Source organism: Haloquadratum walsbyi C23 (assembly GCF_000237865.1).
In the GTDB taxonomy this organism is placed as follows: domain Archaea; phylum Halobacteriota; class Halobacteria; order Halobacteriales; family Haloferacaceae; genus Haloquadratum; species Haloquadratum walsbyi.
This window is the reverse complement of record NC_017459.1, coordinates 2,815,899-2,837,323: the sequence shown is the minus strand read 5'-3', so window position 1 is coordinate 2,837,323 and position 21,425 is coordinate 2,815,899. Positions and strand designations below refer to the sequence as shown.

Annotated in this window: 20 protein-coding genes, 1 tRNA gene and 2 pseudogenes; 14 read left to right on the top strand and 9 right to left on the bottom strand. The window is 47.4% G+C overall.

What is annotated here, in order from left to right; all coding sequences use genetic code 11:
• Positions 1-244 precede the first annotated feature (244 nt).
• Complete coding sequence (locus tag HQRW_RS12790; RefSeq protein ID WP_014556925.1) at positions 245-1,120, bottom strand: homoserine kinase; 876 nt, start codon at positions 1,118-1,120, stop codon at positions 245-247.
• A 272-nt stretch (positions 1,121-1,392) separates the two neighbouring features.
• Between HQRW_RS12790 and HQRW_RS12785 the strand changes: the two genes are divergently transcribed.
• Complete coding sequence (locus HQRW_RS12785; RefSeq protein ID WP_014556924.1) at positions 1,393-2,826, top strand: NAD(P)/FAD-dependent oxidoreductase; 1,434 nt, start codon at positions 1,393-1,395, stop codon at positions 2,824-2,826.
• 239 nt (positions 2,827-3,065) lie between these two features.
• Here the strand turns inward: HQRW_RS12785 and HQRW_RS12780 are convergent, their stop codons facing one another.
• Positions 3,066-3,674 carry a DUF6149 family protein gene (locus tag HQRW_RS12780; protein ID WP_014556923.1) on the bottom strand — a complete coding sequence of 203 codons (609 nt, stop codon included), beginning with the start codon at positions 3,672-3,674 and terminating at the stop codon, positions 3,066-3,068.
• 283 nt (positions 3,675-3,957) lie between these two features.
• On the opposite strand from HQRW_RS12780, the gene HQRW_RS12775 reads away from it, so the two are divergent.
• The 3 genes from HQRW_RS12775 to mptA all read left to right on the top strand — a co-directional run bounded on the left by HQRW_RS12775 (position 3,958) and on the right by mptA (position 7,166).
• A complete protein-coding gene (locus tag HQRW_RS12775) occupies positions 3,958-5,202 on the top strand; it encodes an NAD(P)/FAD-dependent oxidoreductase (protein ID WP_011572518.1) in 1,245 nt (414 codons plus the stop codon).
• A gap of 447 nt (positions 5,203-5,649) precedes the next feature.
• Positions 5,650-6,042, top strand: a complete 393-nt coding sequence (locus tag HQRW_RS12770; RefSeq protein WP_048067086.1) for a DUF7124 domain-containing protein — start codon at positions 5,650-5,652, stop codon at positions 6,040-6,042.
• Positions 6,043-6,236: 194 nt separating this feature from the next.
• Entirely contained in the window at positions 6,237-7,166 is a 930-nt protein-coding gene (mptA, locus tag HQRW_RS12765) for a GTP cyclohydrolase MptA (protein WP_014556921.1), read from the top strand.
• A gap of 462 nt (positions 7,167-7,628) precedes the next feature.
• Here the strand turns inward: mptA and HQRW_RS12760 are convergent, their stop codons facing one another.
• Complete coding sequence (locus tag HQRW_RS12760; RefSeq protein WP_014556920.1) at positions 7,629-9,347, bottom strand: DUF255 domain-containing protein; 1,719 nt, start codon at positions 9,345-9,347, stop codon at positions 7,629-7,631.
• 128 nt (positions 9,348-9,475) lie between these two features.
• Here HQRW_RS12760 and HQRW_RS12755 point away from each other — a divergent pair, with 128 nt between their 5' ends.
• The 6 genes from HQRW_RS12755 to carB all read left to right on the top strand — a co-directional run bounded on the left by HQRW_RS12755 (position 9,476) and on the right by carB (position 15,122).
• On the top strand, positions 9,476-9,955 hold the full coding sequence (locus tag HQRW_RS12755; protein ID WP_014556919.1) for an FxsA family protein: 480 nt from the start codon (positions 9,476-9,478) through the stop codon (positions 9,953-9,955).
• 130 nt (positions 9,956-10,085) lie between these two features.
• Positions 10,086-10,159 (top strand) — tRNA-Ile (locus tag HQRW_RS12750).
• Between the two features lie 331 nt (positions 10,160-10,490).
• A complete protein-coding gene (locus tag HQRW_RS12745; protein ID WP_049892349.1) occupies positions 10,491-10,691 on the top strand; it encodes a hypothetical protein in 201 nt (66 codons plus the stop codon).
• Positions 10,692-10,748: 57 nt separating this feature from the next.
• The gene (locus HQRW_RS12740; RefSeq protein ID WP_011572512.1) at positions 10,749-11,000 is read left to right on the top strand and encodes a hypothetical protein; all 252 of its coding nucleotides are present in this window, start codon (positions 10,749-10,751) and stop codon (positions 10,998-11,000) included.
• A 194-nt stretch (positions 11,001-11,194) separates the two neighbouring features.
• Positions 11,195-11,725 (top strand): DUF5815 family protein, encoded by a 531-nt coding sequence (locus HQRW_RS12735; RefSeq protein WP_014556917.1) that lies wholly within the window; start codon positions 11,195-11,197, stop codon positions 11,723-11,725.
• A 130-nt stretch (positions 11,726-11,855) separates the two neighbouring features.
• On the top strand, positions 11,856-15,122 hold the full coding sequence (carB, locus tag HQRW_RS12730; protein ID WP_014556916.1) for a carbamoyl-phosphate synthase large subunit: 3,267 nt from the start codon (positions 11,856-11,858) through the stop codon (positions 15,120-15,122).
• A 503-nt stretch (positions 15,123-15,625) separates the two neighbouring features.
• On the opposite strand, the gene HQRW_RS12725 is transcribed toward carB, so the two are convergent.
• Positions 15,626-16,087 carry a DUF2240 family protein gene (locus HQRW_RS12725; protein ID WP_014556915.1) on the bottom strand — a complete coding sequence of 154 codons (462 nt, stop codon included), beginning with the start codon at positions 16,085-16,087 and terminating at the stop codon, positions 15,626-15,628.
• Between the two features lie 113 nt (positions 16,088-16,200).
• Here HQRW_RS12725 and HQRW_RS12720 point away from each other — a divergent pair, with 113 nt between their 5' ends.
• Positions 16,201-16,578 carry a 30S ribosomal protein S8e gene (locus HQRW_RS12720; protein ID WP_011572508.1) on the top strand — a complete coding sequence of 126 codons (378 nt, stop codon included), beginning with the start codon at positions 16,201-16,203 and terminating at the stop codon, positions 16,576-16,578.
• A gap of 333 nt (positions 16,579-16,911) precedes the next feature.
• Here HQRW_RS12720 and HQRW_RS12715 read toward each other — a convergent pair whose 3' ends face one another.
• Complete coding sequence (locus HQRW_RS12715) at positions 16,912-17,913, bottom strand: phosphate uptake regulator PhoU (RefSeq protein ID WP_011572507.1); 1,002 nt, start codon at positions 17,911-17,913, stop codon at positions 16,912-16,914.
• A gap of 367 nt (positions 17,914-18,280) precedes the next feature.
• Between HQRW_RS12715 and phoU the strand changes: the two genes are divergently transcribed.
• A complete protein-coding gene (phoU, locus tag HQRW_RS12710) occupies positions 18,281-18,958 on the top strand; it encodes a phosphate signaling complex protein PhoU (RefSeq protein WP_014556914.1) in 678 nt (225 codons plus the stop codon).
• A 652-nt stretch (positions 18,959-19,610) separates the two neighbouring features.
• On the top strand, positions 19,611-20,024 hold the full coding sequence (locus tag HQRW_RS12705) for a hypothetical protein (RefSeq protein ID WP_014556913.1): 414 nt from the start codon (positions 19,611-19,613) through the stop codon (positions 20,022-20,024).
• 12 nt (positions 20,025-20,036) lie between these two features.
• Here HQRW_RS12705 and HQRW_RS17040 read toward each other — a convergent pair.
• Positions 20,037-20,347 (bottom strand): annotated as a pseudogene (locus HQRW_RS17040) (zinc ribbon domain-containing protein); the annotation flags it as partial.
• On the opposite strand from HQRW_RS17040, the gene HQRW_RS17035 reads away from it, so the two are divergent.
• Positions 20,309-20,512 (top strand): hypothetical protein, encoded by a 204-nt coding sequence (locus HQRW_RS17035; RefSeq protein ID WP_162470314.1) that lies wholly within the window; start codon positions 20,309-20,311, stop codon positions 20,510-20,512. The pseudogene HQRW_RS17040 and the gene HQRW_RS17035 sit on opposite strands and share 39 nt — an antisense overlap.
• On the opposite strand, the pseudogene HQRW_RS17030 reads toward HQRW_RS17035, so the two are convergent.
• The 3 genes and pseudogenes from HQRW_RS17030 to HQRW_RS15950 form a co-directional block, all read right to left on the bottom strand.
• Positions 20,491-20,550: pseudogene (locus tag HQRW_RS17030) on the bottom strand (hypothetical protein); the annotation flags it as partial. The gene HQRW_RS17035 and the pseudogene HQRW_RS17030 overlap by 22 nt on opposite strands.
• Before the next feature lie 254 nt (positions 20,551-20,804).
• Positions 20,805-21,014 (bottom strand): hypothetical protein, encoded by a 210-nt coding sequence (locus HQRW_RS17025; RefSeq protein ID WP_049892142.1) that lies wholly within the window; start codon positions 21,012-21,014, stop codon positions 20,805-20,807.
• Between the two features lie 232 nt (positions 21,015-21,246).
• Complete coding sequence (locus HQRW_RS15950; protein ID WP_158307766.1) at positions 21,247-21,396, bottom strand: hypothetical protein; 150 nt, start codon at positions 21,394-21,396, stop codon at positions 21,247-21,249.
• Positions 21,397-21,425: the final 29 nt, after the last annotated feature.

Below are 21,425 nucleotides of genomic sequence, written 5' to 3'. Positions count from 1 at the left end.
GGATCTTTCATATTTATCTCCAGAATAAACGATCATGAATTGAGTAACCCGTGGCTTTTACAATCGCTTCAACATATATCAACAGCGCTCCACGCAGAGCGAGTTCGTGGAATGAGGATGGGTAGCTTACAAAGCGCTCCGATCTAGACAGGCTTACATTCCGAACGAATGGTAGGGTTTGCGAGTCAAGAAATCAACTGAGTCATCCAGAGGTCAGGTGATCCTAAAAATCTCGATGTTACCTTTAGAATAATGTCGCACCGGCACTTACACATGTCTGGTATGCGCGGGCTTCAACATCAGCTGTCTCAAATGCATCAATCATCGCCGCAGCAACAGCACGACGTCTTTCTGCCTTGCATACGGCAAGAATCGCGGGACCTGCTCCCGAGACGGTAACACCTGTTGCTCCAGCAGTTAGTGCTGCCTCACGAACAGTATCGTATCCAGTGACCAATTCTGCTCGCGCTGGCGTCACAACGTGCTCATCCATTCCTGCTCCGACCAACGCTGGATTGCTTTGACACATTCCAACGGTGAGCGTTGCTGCGGACCCGACTGTATGAACTGCTTCCTCCATCGTTATCGAGTCTGGGACAACTCGACGAGCATCCCGCGTCGAGACGGCAATTTCTGGAAGACATGCAACAAGAGGGATCGTGGTATCAACGGTTGTGACCGTGCTATTTCGAGCGATAGTAAATCCACCAAGTAGTGCTGGTGCGACATTATCAACATGTGCTTCGCCAGAAACAATCGCTTCGCCCTCAGCAGCGATTGGAACGAGTTCTGTCCGCGATAGTCCGCGGTCGTATAATCCATTAAGTGCAACAGCCGCGGCTGCTGCACTGGCGGCTGATGATCCAAGCCCCGAAGACGGTCGAACACCCTTGTCAATTTGAATCTGTGCAGGAGCATCAAGTGCCTCTGCGACAGCACCAACAACATTTGAATGTGGATCTTCCGGAATATATTGGCTTCCAACCCCAGTTACCTCAATCGTTGTCTTATCGGCGCGCTCAACGCGGACAATGTCAGCGGGACGATCAAGTGCAACGCCAAAAACGTCAAACCCACTACCAAGGTTTGCACTTGTCGCAGGCGCCCTGACCGTCTCCATACGCATCAGATTGCCAAACTGCGGGTAAAAAGGTAGCGAACGAGTACCCAACAAGTGAATTATACCGACTTGCTTAGATTTATCTCCTGAAGAACGTAGCTTAGGCTGTATTCGTCAGATAATATATCTAGAGATATTGATCCTATTCCTCCGAGAATTATGTCATATACAATATCTGATATACAACATGCAATATATACTGCAGTCATACATCCGCACACATTGCTTATTCAAGCGGAACACACTTGATGGACAATTGAATAGTGAGTATCATGATTGGTGTCGTCGGGGGCGGCATTGCTGGATTAGCTGCGGCATATCGGCTTCAACAAGCGGGACATGAAGTGCAGGTATTCGAAGCCACAGAAACGGTTGGTGGGCTTGCAGCTGTGTATGAAACAGCCGGTGACGATATTGAGCGATTCTACCATCACCTCTCAAAGTCCGAAGAAACAATCGTTGCACTCGCTGAAGAGCTGGGACTGGGGGATCGTGTTGAATGGCGTATCGGAACAAATGGATATTACGTCGATGGAACTGCACATCCACTCAATACTCCCTTAGACATTATTACATATCCACATCTAAGTCTGTACGACACTTTCAGACTTGGATTGTTGACTCTTGGCGTTGATATTCGCGATGGCATTCCAGATCTTGACGCATATGACGATCTTGCGGCGTATGAGCACATGACTGTCCGAGAGTTTGTCGAGAAACATACCACCACGGGCGTGTATGAGAGCTTCGTCGATCCATTGCTTGATGGGAAATACGGTGATCGAAAACATGACGTTTCAGCTGCATGGTTCCTTGGGCGTGTTCGATTCCGTGGTGAGCGTGATCCGTTGCGGGGAGAGGTGCTTGGTTACTTCGATGGTGGTTTTGGTGTATTGCTTGATGCGCTTATTGATGCTGTCGGTCGTGAGAATATCATGACAAATGCCTCTGTGACTGACATCACCATTGACTCAGAGACGAACGCTGTGAGTTCACTCACAGTGACCGATACTACAGGGTCGAAAGACGATACAGACACAATGTATTCAGTTGATTCGGCTATTGTAGCGACAATGCCAAATGTATTAGAATCACTCACAGGCTATACATGCGATATTGATTTCCAGGGAGCTGTCTGTGGACTTATGAGCATGGATGAGTCCGTATTAGATACATATTGGCTTAATATCGCACACGATGCGCCATTTGGGGCTCTTATTGAACATACGAACTTTGTTGATCCTGAAAGATATGGCGGTGATCATTTGATGTATATCGCCGCATACGTTCAGGACCAAACAGAGGACCTCTGGCAGGCTGATGACGAAAGTGTACAAAAACAATGGCTCACAGAAATTGAATCGATGTTTCCGGAGTTCAGTCGAGAAAATATTAATGATATTCGTATCTCACGGAATCCTCGTGCAGCACCGATATATGAACGTGGCTATCTTGATTTAGTTATTCCGTATGATATTGGAGAGACAGTCGGTGACGGGATTTATTACGCTGGGATGGCTTCGGCAGCACAGTATCCGGAGCGTTCGCTCAATGGCGGGGTTGTTGCTGGATACGAAGCAGCCGACCGTATTATTAAAACATTCGATAACGGTGAGAATACAACTCAGAGTAGCACTGATATTGATGATACACGAAATACAAACCCAATGCAGTCATCAACTGTGCGACCAGATGGTGGCTCATAATATCAAATTGCTATTATGAAGAGCCACAGACTGTGCGATGTAGCACGGCAACTATTTATTTAATGATTAATAATTTATCATATAGAAACACAGCTGATTGAGCGGTGGCGAGTGAGTTGGATTCCGTCTGCTGCTTAGGCTACTCACAGGTAAACAAAGCAGATACTGCCTACTCTAACGTTATTCGACGTATAGAAGCTGTGGGTCAAACCATCGTTCCTTCAGGATGGGGGAAGACCTCAAGCTTCAGTTATCTCATCGGTGTCAGTATCAACATCTTGGAGTCCAGGTGCATCTTCAACATTAATAGTATCTGGCTCTGTTTGACTACCGACAGTAAGTTCGCCAGACTCAGTTTCAACGTATACGTCGTCCGCAAATCCACCCTCGGCATGTGGATGTTCTGGGTTATTAAGCCGTCCTGGCGTTGATGATGCTGCAATGATATTTTGTGTTTTGAAATCACCAAGTGGACTTGCGATGTCGATATTATATCTATTAAAGAACTCCTCATACCGCTCATAATGCGTTTCAAGTTCTTCCGCAGGGAATTCCATCATTTCTGTCCATCCATGATTATAAAAGTCGAAATTCGCTTGAATATGCGTGATTTCCCGGGCTTCTGCCTCAGTAAATCCTTCCTCAAGTGCACAGACATACGTTTCAAATGTGCAATCAAAAAATGTCTCAAGATGTGGCTCTCGTTCCTCGCGGTACTCAGGGTCGGCTTTCTTCCCAAAAATACTGACATGAAGATCCACGAGTTTTTCTGTCGCGATATCACCAATAATAGGCATCGTGAGTGCCTTCTTTGCGGCGAAATGTCGAATATTCTGACGAATTTTCATCAACCCTGGATTAGTTTGAGCGAACTTCAAGTATCCGATTGTATATGTATATTACACCACTCATACATGTGATTGTAATCAATCTACAGGCGGAACAAGGCGAGTGCCTCGAGGCTTTGATTTGACCTCGAGGCAGTTCACGGCTGCCATACAAACGGTTCATATGAAGAGATCTGAATTGCAGATATTATGTTATAGGTTGGTGTGTGTATTAATATCGTTGTTAAGACCTGGGCACTCCTGATAGCAATTCACTTTTAATCCCGACGCAAACACTCTACATATGACCCAGTCGTACGTGATTATCGGTGACGGGGTTGCGGGGAGCTCCGCCGCTGAGACACTTCGTGGGGAGGCACCTGATGCTGATATCACCGTTCTCACCGATGAAGGCGAGTCGTTATATAATAGAATTCTAATCAAGGAGTATGCAAAAGGAAAGCTCCCAGCGGCGCCAATCTCAATTCACGATGTGTCTTGGTATGATGATCGTGATATTAATCTCGAATTGAATACCCTTGTCGTTGATATTGATGTTACTGAGCATACAATTGAGACACATCATGGCGACGTGTATGACTGGGATAAGCTCCTTCTCGCGACAGGTGGGACGCCGACACAACTGCCGGTTGAGAACGCTGACGCAAATGGAGTCCATCACTTCTGGACATTCCAAGATGCTCGAGACATCAAATCAAACATTGAGTCTGCGGACAGTTCCGTTATTGTTGGAGCAGGATTACTCGGGATTGACCTCGCAGCTATCACTGCCGCACAGGACGTCGAAGGAAAGTACTTGATGCGCGGGGATTGCTGGTGGCGATATGCGCTTTCCGAGCAGGGTGCATCAATTATTCATGATGCGCTTCGTGAACGTGGCGTTGAGCCCGTGTTCCAGTCAGGAGTTGATCACTTTGAGGTCGATGAGACTGGTCATGTAACTACAGCCGTTGACCCAAATGGTGACCAGTATGATGCTGACTTCGTTGGTATTGCGATTGGGTTGAATTTCAATACTGAGATTCTCCAAAATACCCCAATCGAGTGTGATGATGGGATTATTGTCGATGAATATATGCAGACAAGTCACGAGGATGTATTCGCTGCAGGCGATATCACACAGTTTTATGACCGGATACTTGGAGAACGTGGGCAGAATGGCGCATGGGGGTCGGCAAAAGAGCAAGGATCGATTGCAGCAAAAAACATGATTGAGTATAATTCAGAACCATTTGAGTGGGTCTCATCATACTCGATTACTCACTTTGATTTCCCATTCCTCTCATTTGGACATCCAACCCTTGGTGATGATACTGCCGAGGCAAAACACTCCGACACTGAATGGCGACGATTAGCATTTAAAGATGGGCGTATTGTCGGTGGCGTTCTTATCGGTGACCTCTCACCACAATCGAAATATAAACAACTGATGCGAGAACGTCGCGTTGTCTCTGGTCAGCGTGATATATTGATGCAGGAAGAATTCGAATTAGACGATCTTGAGCCAATAGAAACAGTTATCGAGTGAGTGAACTGCCTCGGGATTAGCCGTCATGATATCCGGATTACAATTCTGTGAAGTACCCGACGCATAGTGGCATCGGGAACTCGCGCTGCTTTCCGTTTAGGTCCAGATACGACTCAGCGCTCGTTTAATACGTGAGGACGGTTCGGATAATGATCAAGAGGATAGATTCGACCACGATAATATAAAATAGACATAATCTTCAAGATGCATCTGAATCTAGATTCATATATTTTTATCTGATAGAAATAATATCTATGACTAACAGACTTTATACGAAGTCATGAAGTAAAGCTGGACCGATGCAATTTTTGATGACTGTCCAGTAGCATAGTTAAGATCAATATAATTATGACCAATAGTATATACAGTTTACATTCGAAAAAAAAGAGCAAAACTGCTCACTCGCGTGTCCGAACTGATGGCGGAGCACCAGGTGGTGACGCGGATATGACGCTTGCATTTGAGTTAGAAGCGTTACGCGCGCTTGCAGATCCGAATTCTGTATTTAATGATGCGCGGCAGTGGACAGAATACGTTGGCGTTGTGAGTGAGAAGCCAACATATGTTGTTACAAACTTCACCCGGAAACATCGGGTGAGACAGGATTTCTTCTCAGGACCACGTGGAGTCGAGGCAAGTCTTGAGAATGTCAAACAACAATTTGAAACAGCCCGTCACGTTCTCGTCAGTAATGACCAGACCGATGCTGATGTTGCTGAAAGTGTTGATTGGGAATTCCTCCCGCTCGACAATGCAGCGTCCGCTGCCGGGTGGGAACTAGCTGAGGCTACAGAGACAGATGATCCGTTTGAGTCGAACGAACGTGATGACTGGCCCTAGTCACTCTCATTCTTAATGGCTATCTCGATTGTGTCTCTGATTGGTCTTACTACTATCCTGAATGTAATTATCTCAGCTTCAGATATACATGTGTATACTATGAATTATATATCCTCTTCGTTGATTTTGACCAGACAAATATTCGTCTTTACAGAACGAAAGCATTAATCGAATACCGTTCTAGGGTCTCATCGATGAGTCACCAGTTGCCTGATGTTCAGGCAAGTCGTCCCGATGTCACCGTCGGGTTGAGTCAGGTCGGAGTCACAGACGTTGATAAACTCGTGAAGATCGAGCGCGATGGAGAAACCCCACTTGTATTAATGGCTGAATTCGAGGTGTTTGTTGACCTCCCAAGTGGTCGGAAAGGAATCGATATGAGCCGAAATATGCAAGTAATTGATGAGACGCTTGAGGCGGCTGTCTCAGGGTCTGTTTCTCGCGTTGAGGATATGTGCGGTGATGTTGCAGAGCGACTATTGGAAAAACACGAATATACAACAACTGCAACAGTCGAGATGACCGCAGATCTAGTTATGCATGAAGATACGCCAGCAAGTGAACTTCCAACACAAAATACAATCTCGATACTTGCCAGCGCGACTGCGACTGATGAGGGAACACGCGAAGAAATTGGAGCAGAGGTAATCGGAATGACAGTATGTCCATGCTCTCAAGGAATGTCTGCATCCAGAGCTCGTGATGTGATGCATGATCTCGATATTGAGGATGAGACAATTGAGACGTTTCTTGAGCAGGTCCCGCAACCGGGGCACTCACAGCGAGGACATGCAACACTTACAGTTACAGCAGATGGATCACCAGATGTTGATTTGATTGAACTCGCTGATATCGCTCGCGATGCAATGTCTGCGCGGATCTATAACCTTGCAAAACGTCCGGACGAAGACTATATGACATATCATGCGCATGCCGATGCAAAGTTTGTTGAAGACTGTGTTCGCTCAATGGCTGAACAGGTTGTCAATTCATTTGACCATCTCGCTGATGACGCTGTTGTTCGAATGAAACAATCAAATGATGAATCAATTCATCAGCACAATGCACATGCCGAACGTGAGGTTACACTTGAACAATTGCGAGCAGAGGTTAGTGCATCGTGATATTCTCTTCAAAATAAACGACGGAGTCTCCCACACGCGGAGACTTTCTGGATTGTGAGATTGAGAATTTTACAGTTCAAAAAGGAACGCTGGTATTGCCACGCCACTATACCGTACCTACTGTCGAGAGACGGGGATTCGGGGTTATTTTCTGCGTCCTGCACCTCATTCGGCTGATGTATAGGCGGTTCGGGGCGACTGCCTCAGGGCTTGACCCTGGGTGAGTTCACGAGGTGGCTTCCACGACGAAAGAAAGAATCTCAATCTGTCTCATTGAAACAGGGCGTAGAAACCGCCTCGGTCAGCATTCAGCATCATAAAAACAGTTTTAACCGATATACAGGCGCTGTGCCCCAGGTTAACCCCAGTGCAAACGCCACCCAGCGTGGAGGTATGGCGGTCGCAGTCCCGGTACAAAGCGCTGTTAGTGATTCCAATCGATGAGATCCGGTAGCAACTCTTTCACTCTGTGAGCATTGACACCGCGTTCATTATTTCATCCGGCGTAGTTGCAGTCTCGACTTTTGACCCACGGGTGAGACGGGCTGAATCGTGTTGGATATCCGAGACACTAGGTATAACAATCGCTTCGTGATCAGCAATGCGCAGCGCGGCACGATGAAGATCTGACCCTACCCCAGCACCTATTCTCACAACGAGCATTGGTCGTGTTACCCGTGCTGTGGCTGCTCCATACCCAGCGACTTGGACACCCAACCGGTCACGAGCACCCGCAAATGCTGCCAGTGCATTTGTTGCAACTGTACTATATCGCTTAGTATCGCTTACAACTGCAAGCTCAAACAGTGCTTCTGCCATCTCAACGGTCGCATCAAGTGGTCGAAGTGGGCAATCAAGCAATCCGGGACCAGTTGTCAGACCATCTCGAAACGCTCCATTAGCGTCAGGATCATAGAGTGCATCTATTGCCGCATCAGCAACAGCACTCGCAATTGACATGGGAGTATCACTGAGCGCATCTACATCTGGTCCAAGCACTTGATGTGCGGTGACGAATGCATTGATGATGCGAGCATGGTCTTCTAATAATAGCACAGGCTTAGAAGAGTCAATATCGGCTATTTCTGTGATGACTGTCGCATCATCAGCTATGCTAGCGTTATCTGATTCTCTGTCATACTTAGCATGAAGAACAATTCCATTATCAATAATAAACGCTGACTCAAGCGTCGCGAGTGCACGACGACTATATTCATACGCTGCTTTGTCATCGGTATATGCACCGAGTGTCAATAGTGCATCTGCCATGAGTGCGTTTGATCCTGCGTACGCTGTTAAGTCACGACGAGTGTCGGCGGTTGTCTCTGATGCCTCTGTTACCGACTCATTCTCCGACCGCGGAACAGTGCTTTTTCCGAATGCTTCACCATTCCATAGTTGATCAATAAGAAATTGCTGTGTGCCGTATGCGGGATCAAGCAGTGTTTCCTCACCCGTATAGAGATACCCATTTACGAATGCGCGAATAAGCGCAGCGTTTGTATCAAGAATTTTCTCTTTATGCGGTGTCGACCAATCGCGGCTGTTAGCGTATCGGTAGAATCCGCCTATATCATGGTCATATAATGACTCCGCAATCACACGAAGTGTCTCAATTGCTTGGCTTTGTTTTCGTTTAAGGGCGAACTCAATCGTCCGCGGAAGTGGGAACTTTGCATTATCTCCCCACCCCGCAAATCGATCATCCCATTTTGACTCAAGTTGCCCGACAAGATGTGACTCGATACGCTCATCGACCGTTCCTGTTGGCGTTGGATTATCTGTGAGCGCCTGTGGGACTCGGCCGGCATCAGCACCCCTTTCAGCCCAGACAGACCGAACGGAGTCAATGACTTGTCGCATCCCATCAGGTCCAAGATATGCCGCACCTGTGAGTAACTTTCCTGTTGGCGTGCAGAAGACAGTCGATGGGAATCCACCCATATTATATCGCTCACGGACCCGTGGATGACGATCGATATCGACACGGATCGGAATAAATCCATCATTAATATTAGCGGCGATACGTGGTTCAGCATATGTTTCAATATCCATCTCACGACAACTATTACACCAAGTTGCTGTCAATGAGAGAAGTATTGGTGTATCACTTGCCTGCGCTTCGGTAAACGCTTCATCACCCCACTGACGCCACTCGATGCGGGTCGGATCCTCAATCACAATACGATATCAGTGATGACGCATCCTAAGAGCTTCGAGGGTAAATGATAAATATAATTACATGTCATAACGGCAACTGAGATTAATACTGACACAAGGTCTATCAACGCTGATTGAGTATATGTTATATGAAGACTCGATGGGTGATCGTAGGGCTATTATCGATTCCACTCGTTGATACACTGCTTCTTGTGCCGATTGCGACAGCCATCGGTCTCCTCACAACAGTGCTTATTGTTGTCCTAACTGGTCTTTTTGGAATGGTGCTTGTTCGTGCTGAGGGTCGGACCACAATACAACGAATTCAACAGAAGATTGCACGAGGAACGCTTCCGACAAATGAACTAATCGATGGGGGGTTACTCATCGCTGCTGGTGCATTTTTATTGACACCCGGGATTGTCACTGATATAATCGGATTCGCAAGTGCAATTCCGGTAACACGATACCCGATTCGAATTCTCACAAAACGATATATCGTCACTCCGATACTTGATCGGCGAACAAATGACTTCGTATCCGGCAATATATATATAGATGGTTTTCCAGATGAGGATACAGTAAACCTTGATCCTGAAGAATATGGGCGTCCTGACGAGGACCGATAGCGACCCCAACTTCTGGAAATAATATCGTTGCCGACCCCGATACAGTGTAGTGATCTTGATACGATTGCAAAACCTCTGAAAGGAAACGCTTAAACACATCATCACGCTAGCAATATGTGCGCTTAACCGGGGGCCAATAGCTCAGTCAGGTTGAGCGCTCGGCTGATAACCGGGAGGTCCACGGTTCAAATCCGTGTTGGCCCACCTCCTTTTCAACTGGGCATTCCCCAGTTGAAGTCTGGGGCCATAACTCCCCAGCCAACTAATTTCGGTGTATACTAACGATTGATCTGATCGTATGCTCTCTTACTCGAATAATGGCCGATACACACTGTCATCTATGATGCTCTAATTAAAATCGAGTAATTCAGGAATGATCAGCAACAAACAGTACGTAGTGAGTATAAGGATGAATACTGACAGTACATCAGATAGCAATCCGGACGATACTGTTGATGGCTCTGATAGTGGTGCTGATGACAACACTGGAAGAACAATCAATACAACTGATAATGATGATTCAAATCTATTCAAACTGACACGAAGCAAATTATTATTAGGACTCGTATTATTGAGTGGCATTGCCGGGTCAGGACTCGCACGACGGGCTCTCGGTGAAGCAGGATACAGCAATCTCGGAGTCCTTATTTTCGTTTTTGGATACGCTGGAATGGTATTTGCGGTCTGGTTTGGCTGGATACGTCCGCTTGACATCACAGGACCAACCGGGCGATAAGATTGCTCTTCAGAACGGAAGTTTAATGCGCAGGTCACATAGAAAATCTGATTAACGATGTTCCCTCTACAAGTTGTCGATAGTTTCCTGCTCAACTACAACATCGGACAGGCACTATTACTCGGGTTTGTGCTTGCTACTGTTGGTGCACTTCCATTGAAATCTCAACGATTAATCGCAGCGAATACCACTCTTTTCGGTCTTATTTTTATTCTTACACCACAGGCACTTGTCCCGATACATTATCTTTTCTTGGGTATTGCACTGCTGCTTGTCGGTCCATTATTATATACAACCGCGAGTGAGTGACAAAATCGTATCAATTAGTTATTATAATCACCCGACTGCTTTCGGCTCTTCTGTCTGAAACGACTAATTAATGTGGATAACGCTTTGTTACTCGGTCTCTCCAGCCGCTCCATGAGGGGCTGGTCTTTTCGCAATCTTGGCTGAATGATTCTCTAAATCAGGGTTTTTAACAGCTGTGGATATAATATAATGATATGACGCAACCGCGGGTCCCAAGTGGAGGTGGTGAAATGATTGAGCTCACTTGTGGTGAGACAACTGCTGTCCGCAAACTTGACCTTGGAATGCGTGAGTTTGAGTGTGACTGTGGGACACAGCACGCTGTTGTGATGGATGTCCACCCTCCAGAACGGTTTCTTCCAGAGTTCCTTGTTGAGGTGCTCCGAGAGGCAGTAGAGACGACTAGCGAGGAGATGCCGGAGTTTGGGACCGCTCATCTTCTTGGGATTGTACTTGAGGAGTTTCCTGACCACGTTGCCGTTGTTGATGTGAGCGATGATGGTGAAGTCGGTGCAGGGATTGTCTGGGTTACTGATTTTGATTCTCGACGATTACATGAACTGATTATTGAACTCGTAATTGAATTAATGGATCACGCTGTGAGTCATGGTGAGGACCCTGTTGCAGCACAGTTTGAATCACAGATGCATGAATTTGATATTGATGAGTTTGTTGAGCAATATCGCAACCAGCGTGAATTTTCTGAGGCTGATGTAATGCAATAACTATGCTTGATCACAGAAGATCTATTATCTAATGATTTCTGTGCGTATGTGCTTACGAATTTCGTAATTCGACTTCGTATCTCGTAGCATTTCGCCGGGCTTATTACGATGTGCGGACTGTACCGCAGTGATGACTGACGAGGACGCAAATGACAATATGAGGGTCGATACCAATAGCGCTGACTCCACATCAGCCGACCGAACGATCCTGCTTATCGGCAGTGGTCCAATCCAAATCGGGCAGGCGGCTGAGTTCGATTACTCCGGCGCACAGGCCTGTCGAGCGCTTCAAGAGGAGGGCGCACGGGTTGTCCTCGTCAACTCAAATCCTGCAACAATCATGACAGACCCGGAGATGGCTGATCGGGTATACATCGAACCAATTACGACTGAGGCGATTGCTGAGATTATTCGTTCCGAGCAGCCAGACGGTGTAATTGCCGGACTTGGTGGGCAGACTGGATTAAATGTCACAGCAGAACTTGCAGAGGAAGGTGTTCTTGAAACACACAATGTCGAGATTATGGGAACACCGCTTGAGACGATATATGCAACAGAAGATCGCGATCTGTTCCGTCAACGGATGGAGCGCATCGGACAGCCGGTACCTCAGTCGACCACTATCTCACTGACAGAAGACGAGGCTGTGCAATCGCTTACCGAGGCAGATCTCAAAGATCGAGTACATGAGGCTGTTGAGACAGTTGGCGGGCTTCCAGTTATTGCTCGGACTACATACACCCTTGGCGGATCTGGCTCAGGTGTTGTTGCTGAGATGAATGAGCTGATCGAGCGTGTCCGCAAGGGCTTACGGCTCTCTCGCAACAGTGAAGTATTAATCACCGAGTCAATTGCGGGATGGGTAGAACTTGAGTATGAAGTAATGCGTGATGCTGACGATTCGACTATTATTATCTGCAACATGGAGAATCTTGATCCGATGGGGATTCATACTGGTGAATCAATTGTGGTGACTCCATCCCAGGTTATTCCTGATGAAGGACATCAAGCAATGCGTGATGCTGCACTCGATGTTATCCGTGAACTTGGCATTCAAGGTGGTTGTAATATTCAATTCGCATGGCATGACGACGGGACTCCTGGGGGAGAGTATCGTGTTGTTGAGGTGAATCCTCGAGTCTCTCGGTCCTCAGCACTTGCCTCGAAAGCAACTGGATACCCGATTGCTCGTGTCACGGCAAAAGTCGCACTCGGGAAGCGACTCCATGAAATTAACAATGAGATAACCGGTGAGACGACCGCTGCGTTCGAACCTGCAATCGACTATATCGTTACAAAGGTTCCGCGCTGGCCTAAGGATAAATTTGATAATGTCGACTTTGAGCTCTCAACAGCTATGAAATCTACCGGTGAGGCAATGGCCATCGGTCGAACATTTGAGGAATCATTGTTGAAAGCATTACGCTCATCTGAGTACGACCCAGCAGCCAATCTTGAGACTCTCAGTGATGAAACGCTCAAATCTGAGTATCTCAGTAGACCAACGCCAGATCGTGCGTATGCAATCTTTGAAGCCTTCGATCGTGAGTATACTGTCGATACGGTCGCTGAGCTTACCGGTATCAAACAGTGGTATCTCAAACGATTCCAGCGCGTGCCAACTGCACTGAAAACCGCAGAGGAAGGTGAACTGACAGCCGCTGCAACAACTGGTGTTACAAACACCGAAATTGCGGAGACAACAGAAAAGACGATTGACGTGGTTGAGAAAACTGTTCCTGGTCGAACGTATAAACAAGTCGATACTTGCGCTGGCGAGTTCGCTGCACAAACACCATATTATTATTCTTCCAGAAAGCCTGAATTTACCTCTGGTTCTGGACCGTATGAAGGCGCTGCAGCAGCAGGAGAACTTCGCGTTGACCGTGATATTGAAAGTGTTGTCGTCGTCGGTGGTGGTCCGATTAGAATCGGGCAGGGCGTGGAATTCGATTACTGCTCAGTCCATGCAGTGCGTGCTCTTAGGGAACTTGGAATCGATGCACACGTCATCAATAATAATCCAGAGACTGTCTCAACAGATTATGATACCTCTGATGGGCTCTTTTTTGAGCCAATTACTGCTGAAGAGGTTGCGGATGTCGCTGAAGCAACCAACGCTGATGGTGTGATGGTGCAGTTTGGTGGGCAAACATCAGTTAATATTGGACATCCACTTGAAGCTGAACTTGACCGTCGTGGACTTGACTGTGATATTCTTGGCACAAGCGTCGATGCAATGGATCTTGCTGAGGATCGTGATCGGTTTAACCGTCTGATGAGCAGTCTCGATATCAAACAACCAGTCGGTGGATCAGCAACAAGTGAGTCTGAAGCGCTTACGCTTGCGAATGATCTTGGATATCCTGTACTCGTCCGCCCCTCATATGTGCTTGGAGGGCGCGCGATGGATGTTGTCCACTCTGATGTAGAATTACAGGAGTACATCGAAGAGGCAGTCCGCGTTTCACCTGATAAACCTATTCTTATTGATCAATTTCTTGCTGATGCAATTGAACTTGATGTAGACGCTGTTGCTGATGGTGAGCGTACGATCATTGGCGGTGTGATGGAGCATGTCGAAAGCGCCGGTGTCCACTCGGGGGACTCTGCATGTATGATCCCCCCGCGGTCACTGAGTGCTGAGACAATGGCTCGTGTTCGCACTGTTACAGAGGATATCGCTACTGCACTGGACACAGTTGGACTCTTAAATGTCCAACTGGCTATCAAAGACGATGAGGTGTATGTTCTCGAAGCAAACCCGCGATCGTCACGCACCGTGCCATTTGTCTCAAAAGCAACAGGTGTTCCAATCGCAAAACTCGCAGCGAAGGTAATGGCTGGTGAATCGCTGACCACATTAGATGTTACCGAACAAATTCCAGCAGAAACCAGTGTTAAAGAAGTTGTCTTACCGTTTGATCGATTACCAGGGTCAGACCCACGACTTGGTCCTGAGATGAAATCAACGGGGGAGGTCATGGGAACCGCTGCAACCTTTGGCAAAGCCTATGACAAAGCACAACATTCAGTTGGAAAGCCAATTCCATCCTCAGGGACCGCTTGGGTCGATCTCTCAGATGAAGAGTTCCCCGCCCCGGATAGTAATGATGGCGCTGCGCTCCGAGATGGTTATGACGCGTGTTTTGAACTCGTGACATTCTCCGAGGATGATGATGTGGACACTCTTATCAATGCACTTCGACAGGGCGAAATTGATATTGTCATTTCCCGCGATCGCGATCCGCTTGAAGTCTGCGTTGAAGAGGAAATCACATACTTCTCAACAACCGCATCAGCCTTTGCCGCACTTGAAGCGATTGACAGCAAAAATGACCCAATAGATATCGACCCGGTCTCCGATCGACCAACATTGAAAAATAACTGGGGTTGAGTTATTCACTGTGAATCAAAAGCAGCGCGAGTTCCTCGCCCCACCGTGGGCGGGGGTGAAACGCGTGCGCTCGGCTACGCGCCTGTTCCGAGCTATCGGGACGCCGTATACCAGTCTGGAACCCACGTTACCGGTCTCGCAAAACCCACGCACCCACTATTGGGTGAGACGCGGTGCGCCGGGCCTGTGTCGCGCCCACGCGAGGGGCGGACACCCACGGACACACCCATCACGGCAGCAACAGACGACATTTGTTGGGGTGGTACCGACGGTGTGTTCGGGTGTTACCAGTTCTACGTGAGTCTCACCAGAGACGAGCGCAGGCGGAATTAAACTCGCCATCGGTCGTTCCGCTAGCTTCCCGCCAGAGACCACAGCAAAACTACGAACCACCACGCCCGTGGTAGTTCATGGGTAGTATGACTCAACAGATATTCCACGGTCTCAACTACAAATTATCGTGAGAGTATTTATTTTACTGATATTTCATTGATGTGAATCAGTCATTCACTGCAAAGTGAGTTATACGCCATATCAATCGCACTACCACCATTTGTATCGAGATCAAGACCGACTTCCGTCGCATAGACTGCCGCTGCCGCTTCAACGGAGATAGCGAGCTGACGTTGTCGTTCGTTGATCTCAGCAACCGCCTCACGTTTCTCATATCCAGCAGTAACAAGTACATCAAGTAACTGCTCGAATGCCGATTGCTCTCGAAGGATTGATTCGTCGGGTTCGTAAGACTCAGGAATTGATACTGTTGCTGGGTCGAACTCTGCAATAACTTTATCATCAGACTGAGAAAGTAATCCGCGACTGGCAGCGATAGTAATTAATCGCTGGACTTGGTCGGGTGAAAACCAACTCCGATCAAGTGAAAGTGCAACGACGAATGCACCTTCGCCAAGACGGGTTGTTCCACGTTGTTTAAATGGGACAGCAACGGCAATTTCAAGACTCATAGCTATACACATACTGCATATGCAGACAATATAATCTATTGGACCCGACAAGTGTGTCCCGCATATACATACAATGCGAGCCATTCAAGTGCTCATCGAGAGAGTCTATTAATATGAAAGATCAAGGACGATCAACACGGAAACGAACTGGTGGACGACTTCATGATGTAAGTAAAAAGAAGCGACACCAACTTGGGCGTGAGCCTGCAGAGACAACAGTCGATGACCCCCGATTTCAAGTTATCGACGCTCGTGGGTCTGACGACAAACTCCGTGCACTTTCAACAAATATTGCACAAGTTGCAGATAGTGGTGAAGTGACTACAGAGGAAATTGAAAATGTTGTTGATAATCCTGCAAATGTTAATTATATCCGACGAAATATTATCACGAAGGGAGCAATTATCGAAACCTCTGCAGGGCAGGCACGTGTGACATCCCGACCAGGACAAACTGGTCAAGTCAGCGCTGTCCTTCTTGAAGATAGCTAACGTATCAGACTGTATTCCAACTTTAAAATAATTCTACAGGTTTCGAGGCAGAATGCCTCAGGGCTCTAATCTGATTCCGAGAAGGTCGATCCGACGCTTAGACGTGTTCTGGTTGTTCGACGTACTCTTCAATTGCTTCCGTTGAGACGGTTCCCGCAGTCCTGATGTATCACGAACGAACGCAGAACCCACCACCCCACAGATACTTCTCGAAGAGCGACTTGTGCTGTTCCCACTGCTCATCCGTCGTGGATGAGGACGTTACCTTCGGGGTAGCGTTGGACGGTCCGATGCCCCACGAAGGAATCTTTGCGCTTCAGGGCAGGGAAGGTCTCATGGTGTTGGTGCTGCTTTTTGTAGTGCAGTCTCAGCAATATTTCCACCATAATCTGCACTTCGAGATACCGAGTCAACAATCAGTCCAAGTAACTGTGCGCGGGCAGGGTCAAGTCCTCTGAGTAATTCATCGATTTGTCGTGCGCGCTCATCAATTTGCTGTACCGACTCACGCGCATCATTCGCCAGATCGGTTACTTTGTTATTATCAGCAGTAAACAGTGCGTCCATCGCAGCATCAACAATCGATTGCGCCTCATCACACAGTTCCATAAGCGAATCAATTACATCTTCGGGGACTTGCTCATTGAATTTCAATGTTAAGTGGCCTATTTTTGTTGCATGGTCAGCAATACGCTCTAACTGCCGAGCAGCCGACTGATAATCAAAACACATCTCTCTTTCCAGACCTAATTCTTCTGCCGCTTTCGGTGTTCGAAGCGTCGATCGAAAAATCCGAGAGACAACCATCCAAAGGCGATCAACATCATCATCTCGTTGGATAATATCACGAGCCATATCAGTATCGAGTGTTGCAATTGCGTCGATTGCGTCCCCAAGCATTGATAACGCGATTAATCGCATTCGTGTGACAGCATTGTGAATAGATAGTTCAGAGGAGTCAAGTAGGTCTCGCACAACGATTCGGTCACGGGTCTCTTCAAGCACCTCTAAGCCAACAAGACTCTGTGTTGCTTCTCTGATCGTTCGGCGTTGTGTTGTTGTAATTCGACTACTAGTGAGTGAAATAATGTCGAATCCACTAACATACATCGTCATCACTGCTCGTGTGAGTTCCTCACCAGCAAGATCAGTTACATCGAGACTCCCGCGCGTTCGCTCTTCATCAGTCGTTGGGGCTAAGAGCAATGAATCACCTTCCGGATAGAATTCAACGACACTCCCAGCAGAGATATCATTACTATTTGCCCATTCTTTTGGAATTGAGACTGTGAATGTTGAACCACCAGTGACCTGGACCTTTCGGGTCTCTACCATATCTGTTAATTTCTCCATGCCACAATAAATCTGATCATATATATATACTATTATGGTGAGATATGATTTGAGTTCACACGATCGAATTACTACTTGTATTTATACAAAATATATATCTGAACAGGACATTTGACTTATGTCGATATGTCACTGGCAATAATTAATTGATTATATTAAATTCCCCACATCAATTGATTACACTTCCTGAGATCATCAATATGATGACACACAAATACCATATATAGGTTCAACCTACACCGTCGAAGCCAATATGAGATATATAATAGCCTGAAGACTACTGTCGGTATATTAGTAAGTGTCACATATACCCATACATTGATATACATTGGTATATATATCTAGTAGCATGCCGCGAGAATCATATCAAGAATCAATCTCGAAGCTACGTGAGGATGTCCTGTATATGAGTGAATTAGTTTCTGAGAACCTCCGATCAGGACTTGACGCGCTTGAACAGAAAGATGATGAACTCGCAATGGAGGTCATTGCACGTGATGATGATATCAACACAATGTATCTTGAACTTGAACAGCAATGTGTTGATCTTATTGCACTCCAACAACCGGTCGCGTCTGACCTTCGAACTATCGCGGCTTCGTTTAAAATTATCACTGATCTTGAACGAATCGGTGATCTCGCAACAAATCTCGCAGAGTATGCATCAGCCGCAGACTGTGATGTCTTTCCGGAGGTCGATATTCAACATATCGGAGACGAGACGCTTGAAATGTTAACACACGCAATGCAAGCATATGCGGATGAGGATCCAGGACGCTGTCAGACTGTTGCGACGCATGATGATAATGTTGATGACTTGTGTGAGGCTGCAAGCTCAACAGTCGTTCAAGCCCTTATAAATCGAAATGTCACCGGTGATGCCGCCTTTGACGCGGAGTCATATATCCAGGACGTTTCGCGATTGCTTCTGTCCATTCGTGATCTCGAACGGGTCGGCGACCACGGGGTTAATATTGCTGCCCGATCACTGTATATGACTGAGAACGATGACAGCCTACTATATTAATCCCAATATATTGGGTATCTATCATATCCTCTGATCTTATGTTATTACCGCTATATTACTAGATTCGAGGAGAGTACCTGCGGCTTTCGCCGTCTCCGGCAATCTGTGAGTTCTGGTGTGCAAATGAGACCAGCGATCTTGGTAACGCAGGATGAATCAAGCAATCTGCAATCATTCCACCTTCGACTGATTGCCCGAGATTTCAATCCATCATTTTAATTACAGGCAACCCTTGTATGAGTAAGAACCAGGCAAGAACAAAGTGATTCCCGATCAATCTAACAATGACGGCCTGCTCACCCCGGAGCAATCAAATAATACTCGGAACCAGTTGATGACCGCCCGATTTTCACAGAATTGGTCGCGGAGTTGACCGCTGTGAGCTAAGTTAAAATAACTCCAAGTCATTGACACCCATTCAACCCCCACCGGACAAAACCAACCACAAAGGTTGAACGTGGTCGAATATAGGAGTATCGGGGGCTAAGATGTGGCACTCTCAGCAGTCCGTACTCGCCTGAGACCACGAGCATCCCGGCTGATTCTCACCATCTGGACATGTGATGGGAGTGCAAACTTGAAATCCCCACCGTTCACGCTGAGGAGAATCTTAATAATATTGGTTGGTTAATACATATGCTATATTCAACTAATGGTTGACACTCAAGTACATGATGGATACCGAATTGCGGAGTTGCTTGCGTCTGAGGTAACCGGACATGAGGAAGCATTAGCACCACTGTCCGTTGTTGATGCTAACCCTGATGTTACCCCAACTGAAGATGGTACAGTCACATATCGCATCTCACATGCCGCTGTTAACAACCATATTGCAACTGTATACGCTCATCTTGAGCACGTACGTGTTGTAATCAGGGCTGCAGCGACGGTTGCTGCTGAGACCGCTGCGGACACTGAAATATATGTCTGCTCAAACATAGATACACAGCCGTCAGAACAAATAGATATGATCATAAACGATGGTGCTGAGGTCAAACGATTTCTTCCAGTACTTGAGTCTCTCACAGCGGCCATCACAGCAGAGATTGGTGACAGTACGGGGTGAATCGCCTCGGTGTCAAGCCCCGAAGCTTCCTATTTTTACGACGCGCTTTGCGGACACGCAAGTGGTGTCCCCAGGGAGCGCAGTCTCCACAGACGTTGATTCGGGTCATCCCAGTCCTAACTCAGAAAAGCTGCGTTGGAGGACATTCATCGCCGCGTTCAACTCACGATCACACTCAAACCCACGTTCGGACACGAGTGTTCCCTGACCCAGATGGGTTTCGCCGTCTCCACACCGCACGATGCACACTCTTTGGTCGTCCCTTGTGGTTCAACTTGAACGACGTGCGTACCGTACAGATCAGCCTTGTATTCGAGGATGTTCGAGAAGCTGTCGAACGCCCACGCGTGCAAGTCAAGATTGCCGGGCTTACCACAGTTCTTCGAGTTGTCGTTGTCGCCTCACGAACACCAGCGAGTTTCCCACTGTTGATTCGACCTACCTCTTGCTTGACACATCGTCCAACGATGTGCTTGACTAAGGAGTGAGAGAAATGGGTTCGACGCTCTGACCACTTCGCGTGCAATCGAGTTGCTTCTTGGCCGCCTGAATCGTCAGATTTGGCGATTTTCTTTTCGGGAAGTAGTATCCGTCCTGCTTCAATCGATTACCGGGGTAGAGGTCGGTTTCCTCGGTACTCTACGCGATGGCGGCGAAGTTGCAGATACCGAGGTCAACACCTGCCGTCTCGTCACCTGGGGTGTCGGGTGTCTCCACTTCGTGTTTACATACTAACTGCAGTTCCCAGCGCCCTTTCGCCTCGTCGTAGATAGCGCGAACCTATTGCAGATTCTCGACTGTGACGCCGGGACGCGTTTCGTATTCGACAAGGATGTATTCCCATGCTTGGGGGTGTTCCTTATCATTCGCACCTTTCGAGAGACGCACTCGCCCGTTGTTGGTGTCGTGACGAATTCCCTTCTGCTTCCACGTCACCGTGCTACGCGGGTGTTCTCCTTGTTCTTTATAATTAGTCGTAATTAGGGGCATGGTATATTCTTGAGTGAGTCTATGTGCTTGTACGCTCCCCAACAGGGTTGAACCGCCCACGCACTCTCAGCAGTGTACTGGAATCCTTCCTCGATCAATATGTGCTAACTAATTACATCTAAATTTGAACGCTTTGGTTACAACGAATATACGGCTACGACTGTATCACCGCCCTACTTTGCTACTCGATTGCTTTGTTCCCTGTGTTGCTCAAAAAAAGTTAGCGCGTGAACTACCCTGCCCTACCGCGCTCGGGGCTCCCCGCTCCTCGCTTGGTGAGGACAGGGCTTCCTGCTTCCATGTCGGAACTTGTCCCCGACGTGGACACAGCGGTTCCAGACTCCGCAGGCGATTTCCCTTCACAGGCAGTTCGGAGTGTCACACTCCTACCAGATGAGATGGACACTCGGC

What these genes read in the sequence shown, in the direction of transcription:
- HQRW_RS12790 (WP_014556925.1), bottom strand. Translation starts at nt 1,120, where the DNA reads ATGGAGACGGTCAGGGCGCCTGCGACAAGTGCAAACCTTGGTAGTGGG.
- HQRW_RS12785 (WP_014556924.1), top strand. Translation starts at nt 1,393, where the DNA reads ATGATTGGTGTCGTCGGGGGCGGCATTGCTGGATTAGCTGCGGCATAT.
- HQRW_RS12780 (WP_014556923.1), bottom strand. Translation starts at nt 3,674, where the DNA reads ATGAAAATTCGTCAGAATATTCGACATTTCGCCGCAAAGAAGGCACTC.
- HQRW_RS12775 (WP_011572518.1), top strand. Translation starts at nt 3,958, where the DNA reads ATGACCCAGTCGTACGTGATTATCGGTGACGGGGTTGCGGGGAGCTCC.
- HQRW_RS12770 (WP_048067086.1), top strand. Translation starts at nt 5,650, where the DNA reads ATGACGCTTGCATTTGAGTTAGAAGCGTTACGCGCGCTTGCAGATCCG.
- mptA (WP_014556921.1), top strand. Translation starts at nt 6,237, where the DNA reads ATGAGTCACCAGTTGCCTGATGTTCAGGCAAGTCGTCCCGATGTCACC.
- HQRW_RS12755 (WP_014556919.1), top strand. Translation starts at nt 9,476, where the DNA reads ATGAAGACTCGATGGGTGATCGTAGGGCTATTATCGATTCCACTCGTT.
- HQRW_RS12740 (WP_011572512.1), top strand. Translation starts at nt 10,749, where the DNA reads ATGTTCCCTCTACAAGTTGTCGATAGTTTCCTGCTCAACTACAACATC.
- HQRW_RS12735 (WP_014556917.1), top strand. Translation starts at nt 11,195, where the DNA reads ATGACGCAACCGCGGGTCCCAAGTGGAGGTGGTGAAATGATTGAGCTC.
- carB (WP_014556916.1), top strand. Translation starts at nt 11,856, where the DNA reads ATGACTGACGAGGACGCAAATGACAATATGAGGGTCGATACCAATAGC.
- HQRW_RS12725 (WP_014556915.1), bottom strand. Translation starts at nt 16,087, where the DNA reads ATGAGTCTTGAAATTGCCGTTGCTGTCCCATTTAAACAACGTGGAACA.
- HQRW_RS12720 (WP_011572508.1), top strand. Translation starts at nt 16,201, where the DNA reads ATGAAAGATCAAGGACGATCAACACGGAAACGAACTGGTGGACGACTT.
- HQRW_RS12715 (WP_011572507.1), bottom strand. Translation starts at nt 17,913, where the DNA reads ATGGTAGAGACCCGAAAGGTCCAGGTCACTGGTGGTTCAACATTCACA.
- phoU (WP_014556914.1), top strand. Translation starts at nt 18,281, where the DNA reads ATGCCGCGAGAATCATATCAAGAATCAATCTCGAAGCTACGTGAGGAT.
- HQRW_RS12705 (WP_014556913.1), top strand. Translation starts at nt 19,611, where the DNA reads ATGGTTGACACTCAAGTACATGATGGATACCGAATTGCGGAGTTGCTT.
- HQRW_RS17025 (WP_049892142.1), bottom strand. Translation starts at nt 21,014, where the DNA reads ATGCCCCTAATTACGACTAATTATAAAGAACAAGGAGAACACCCGCGT.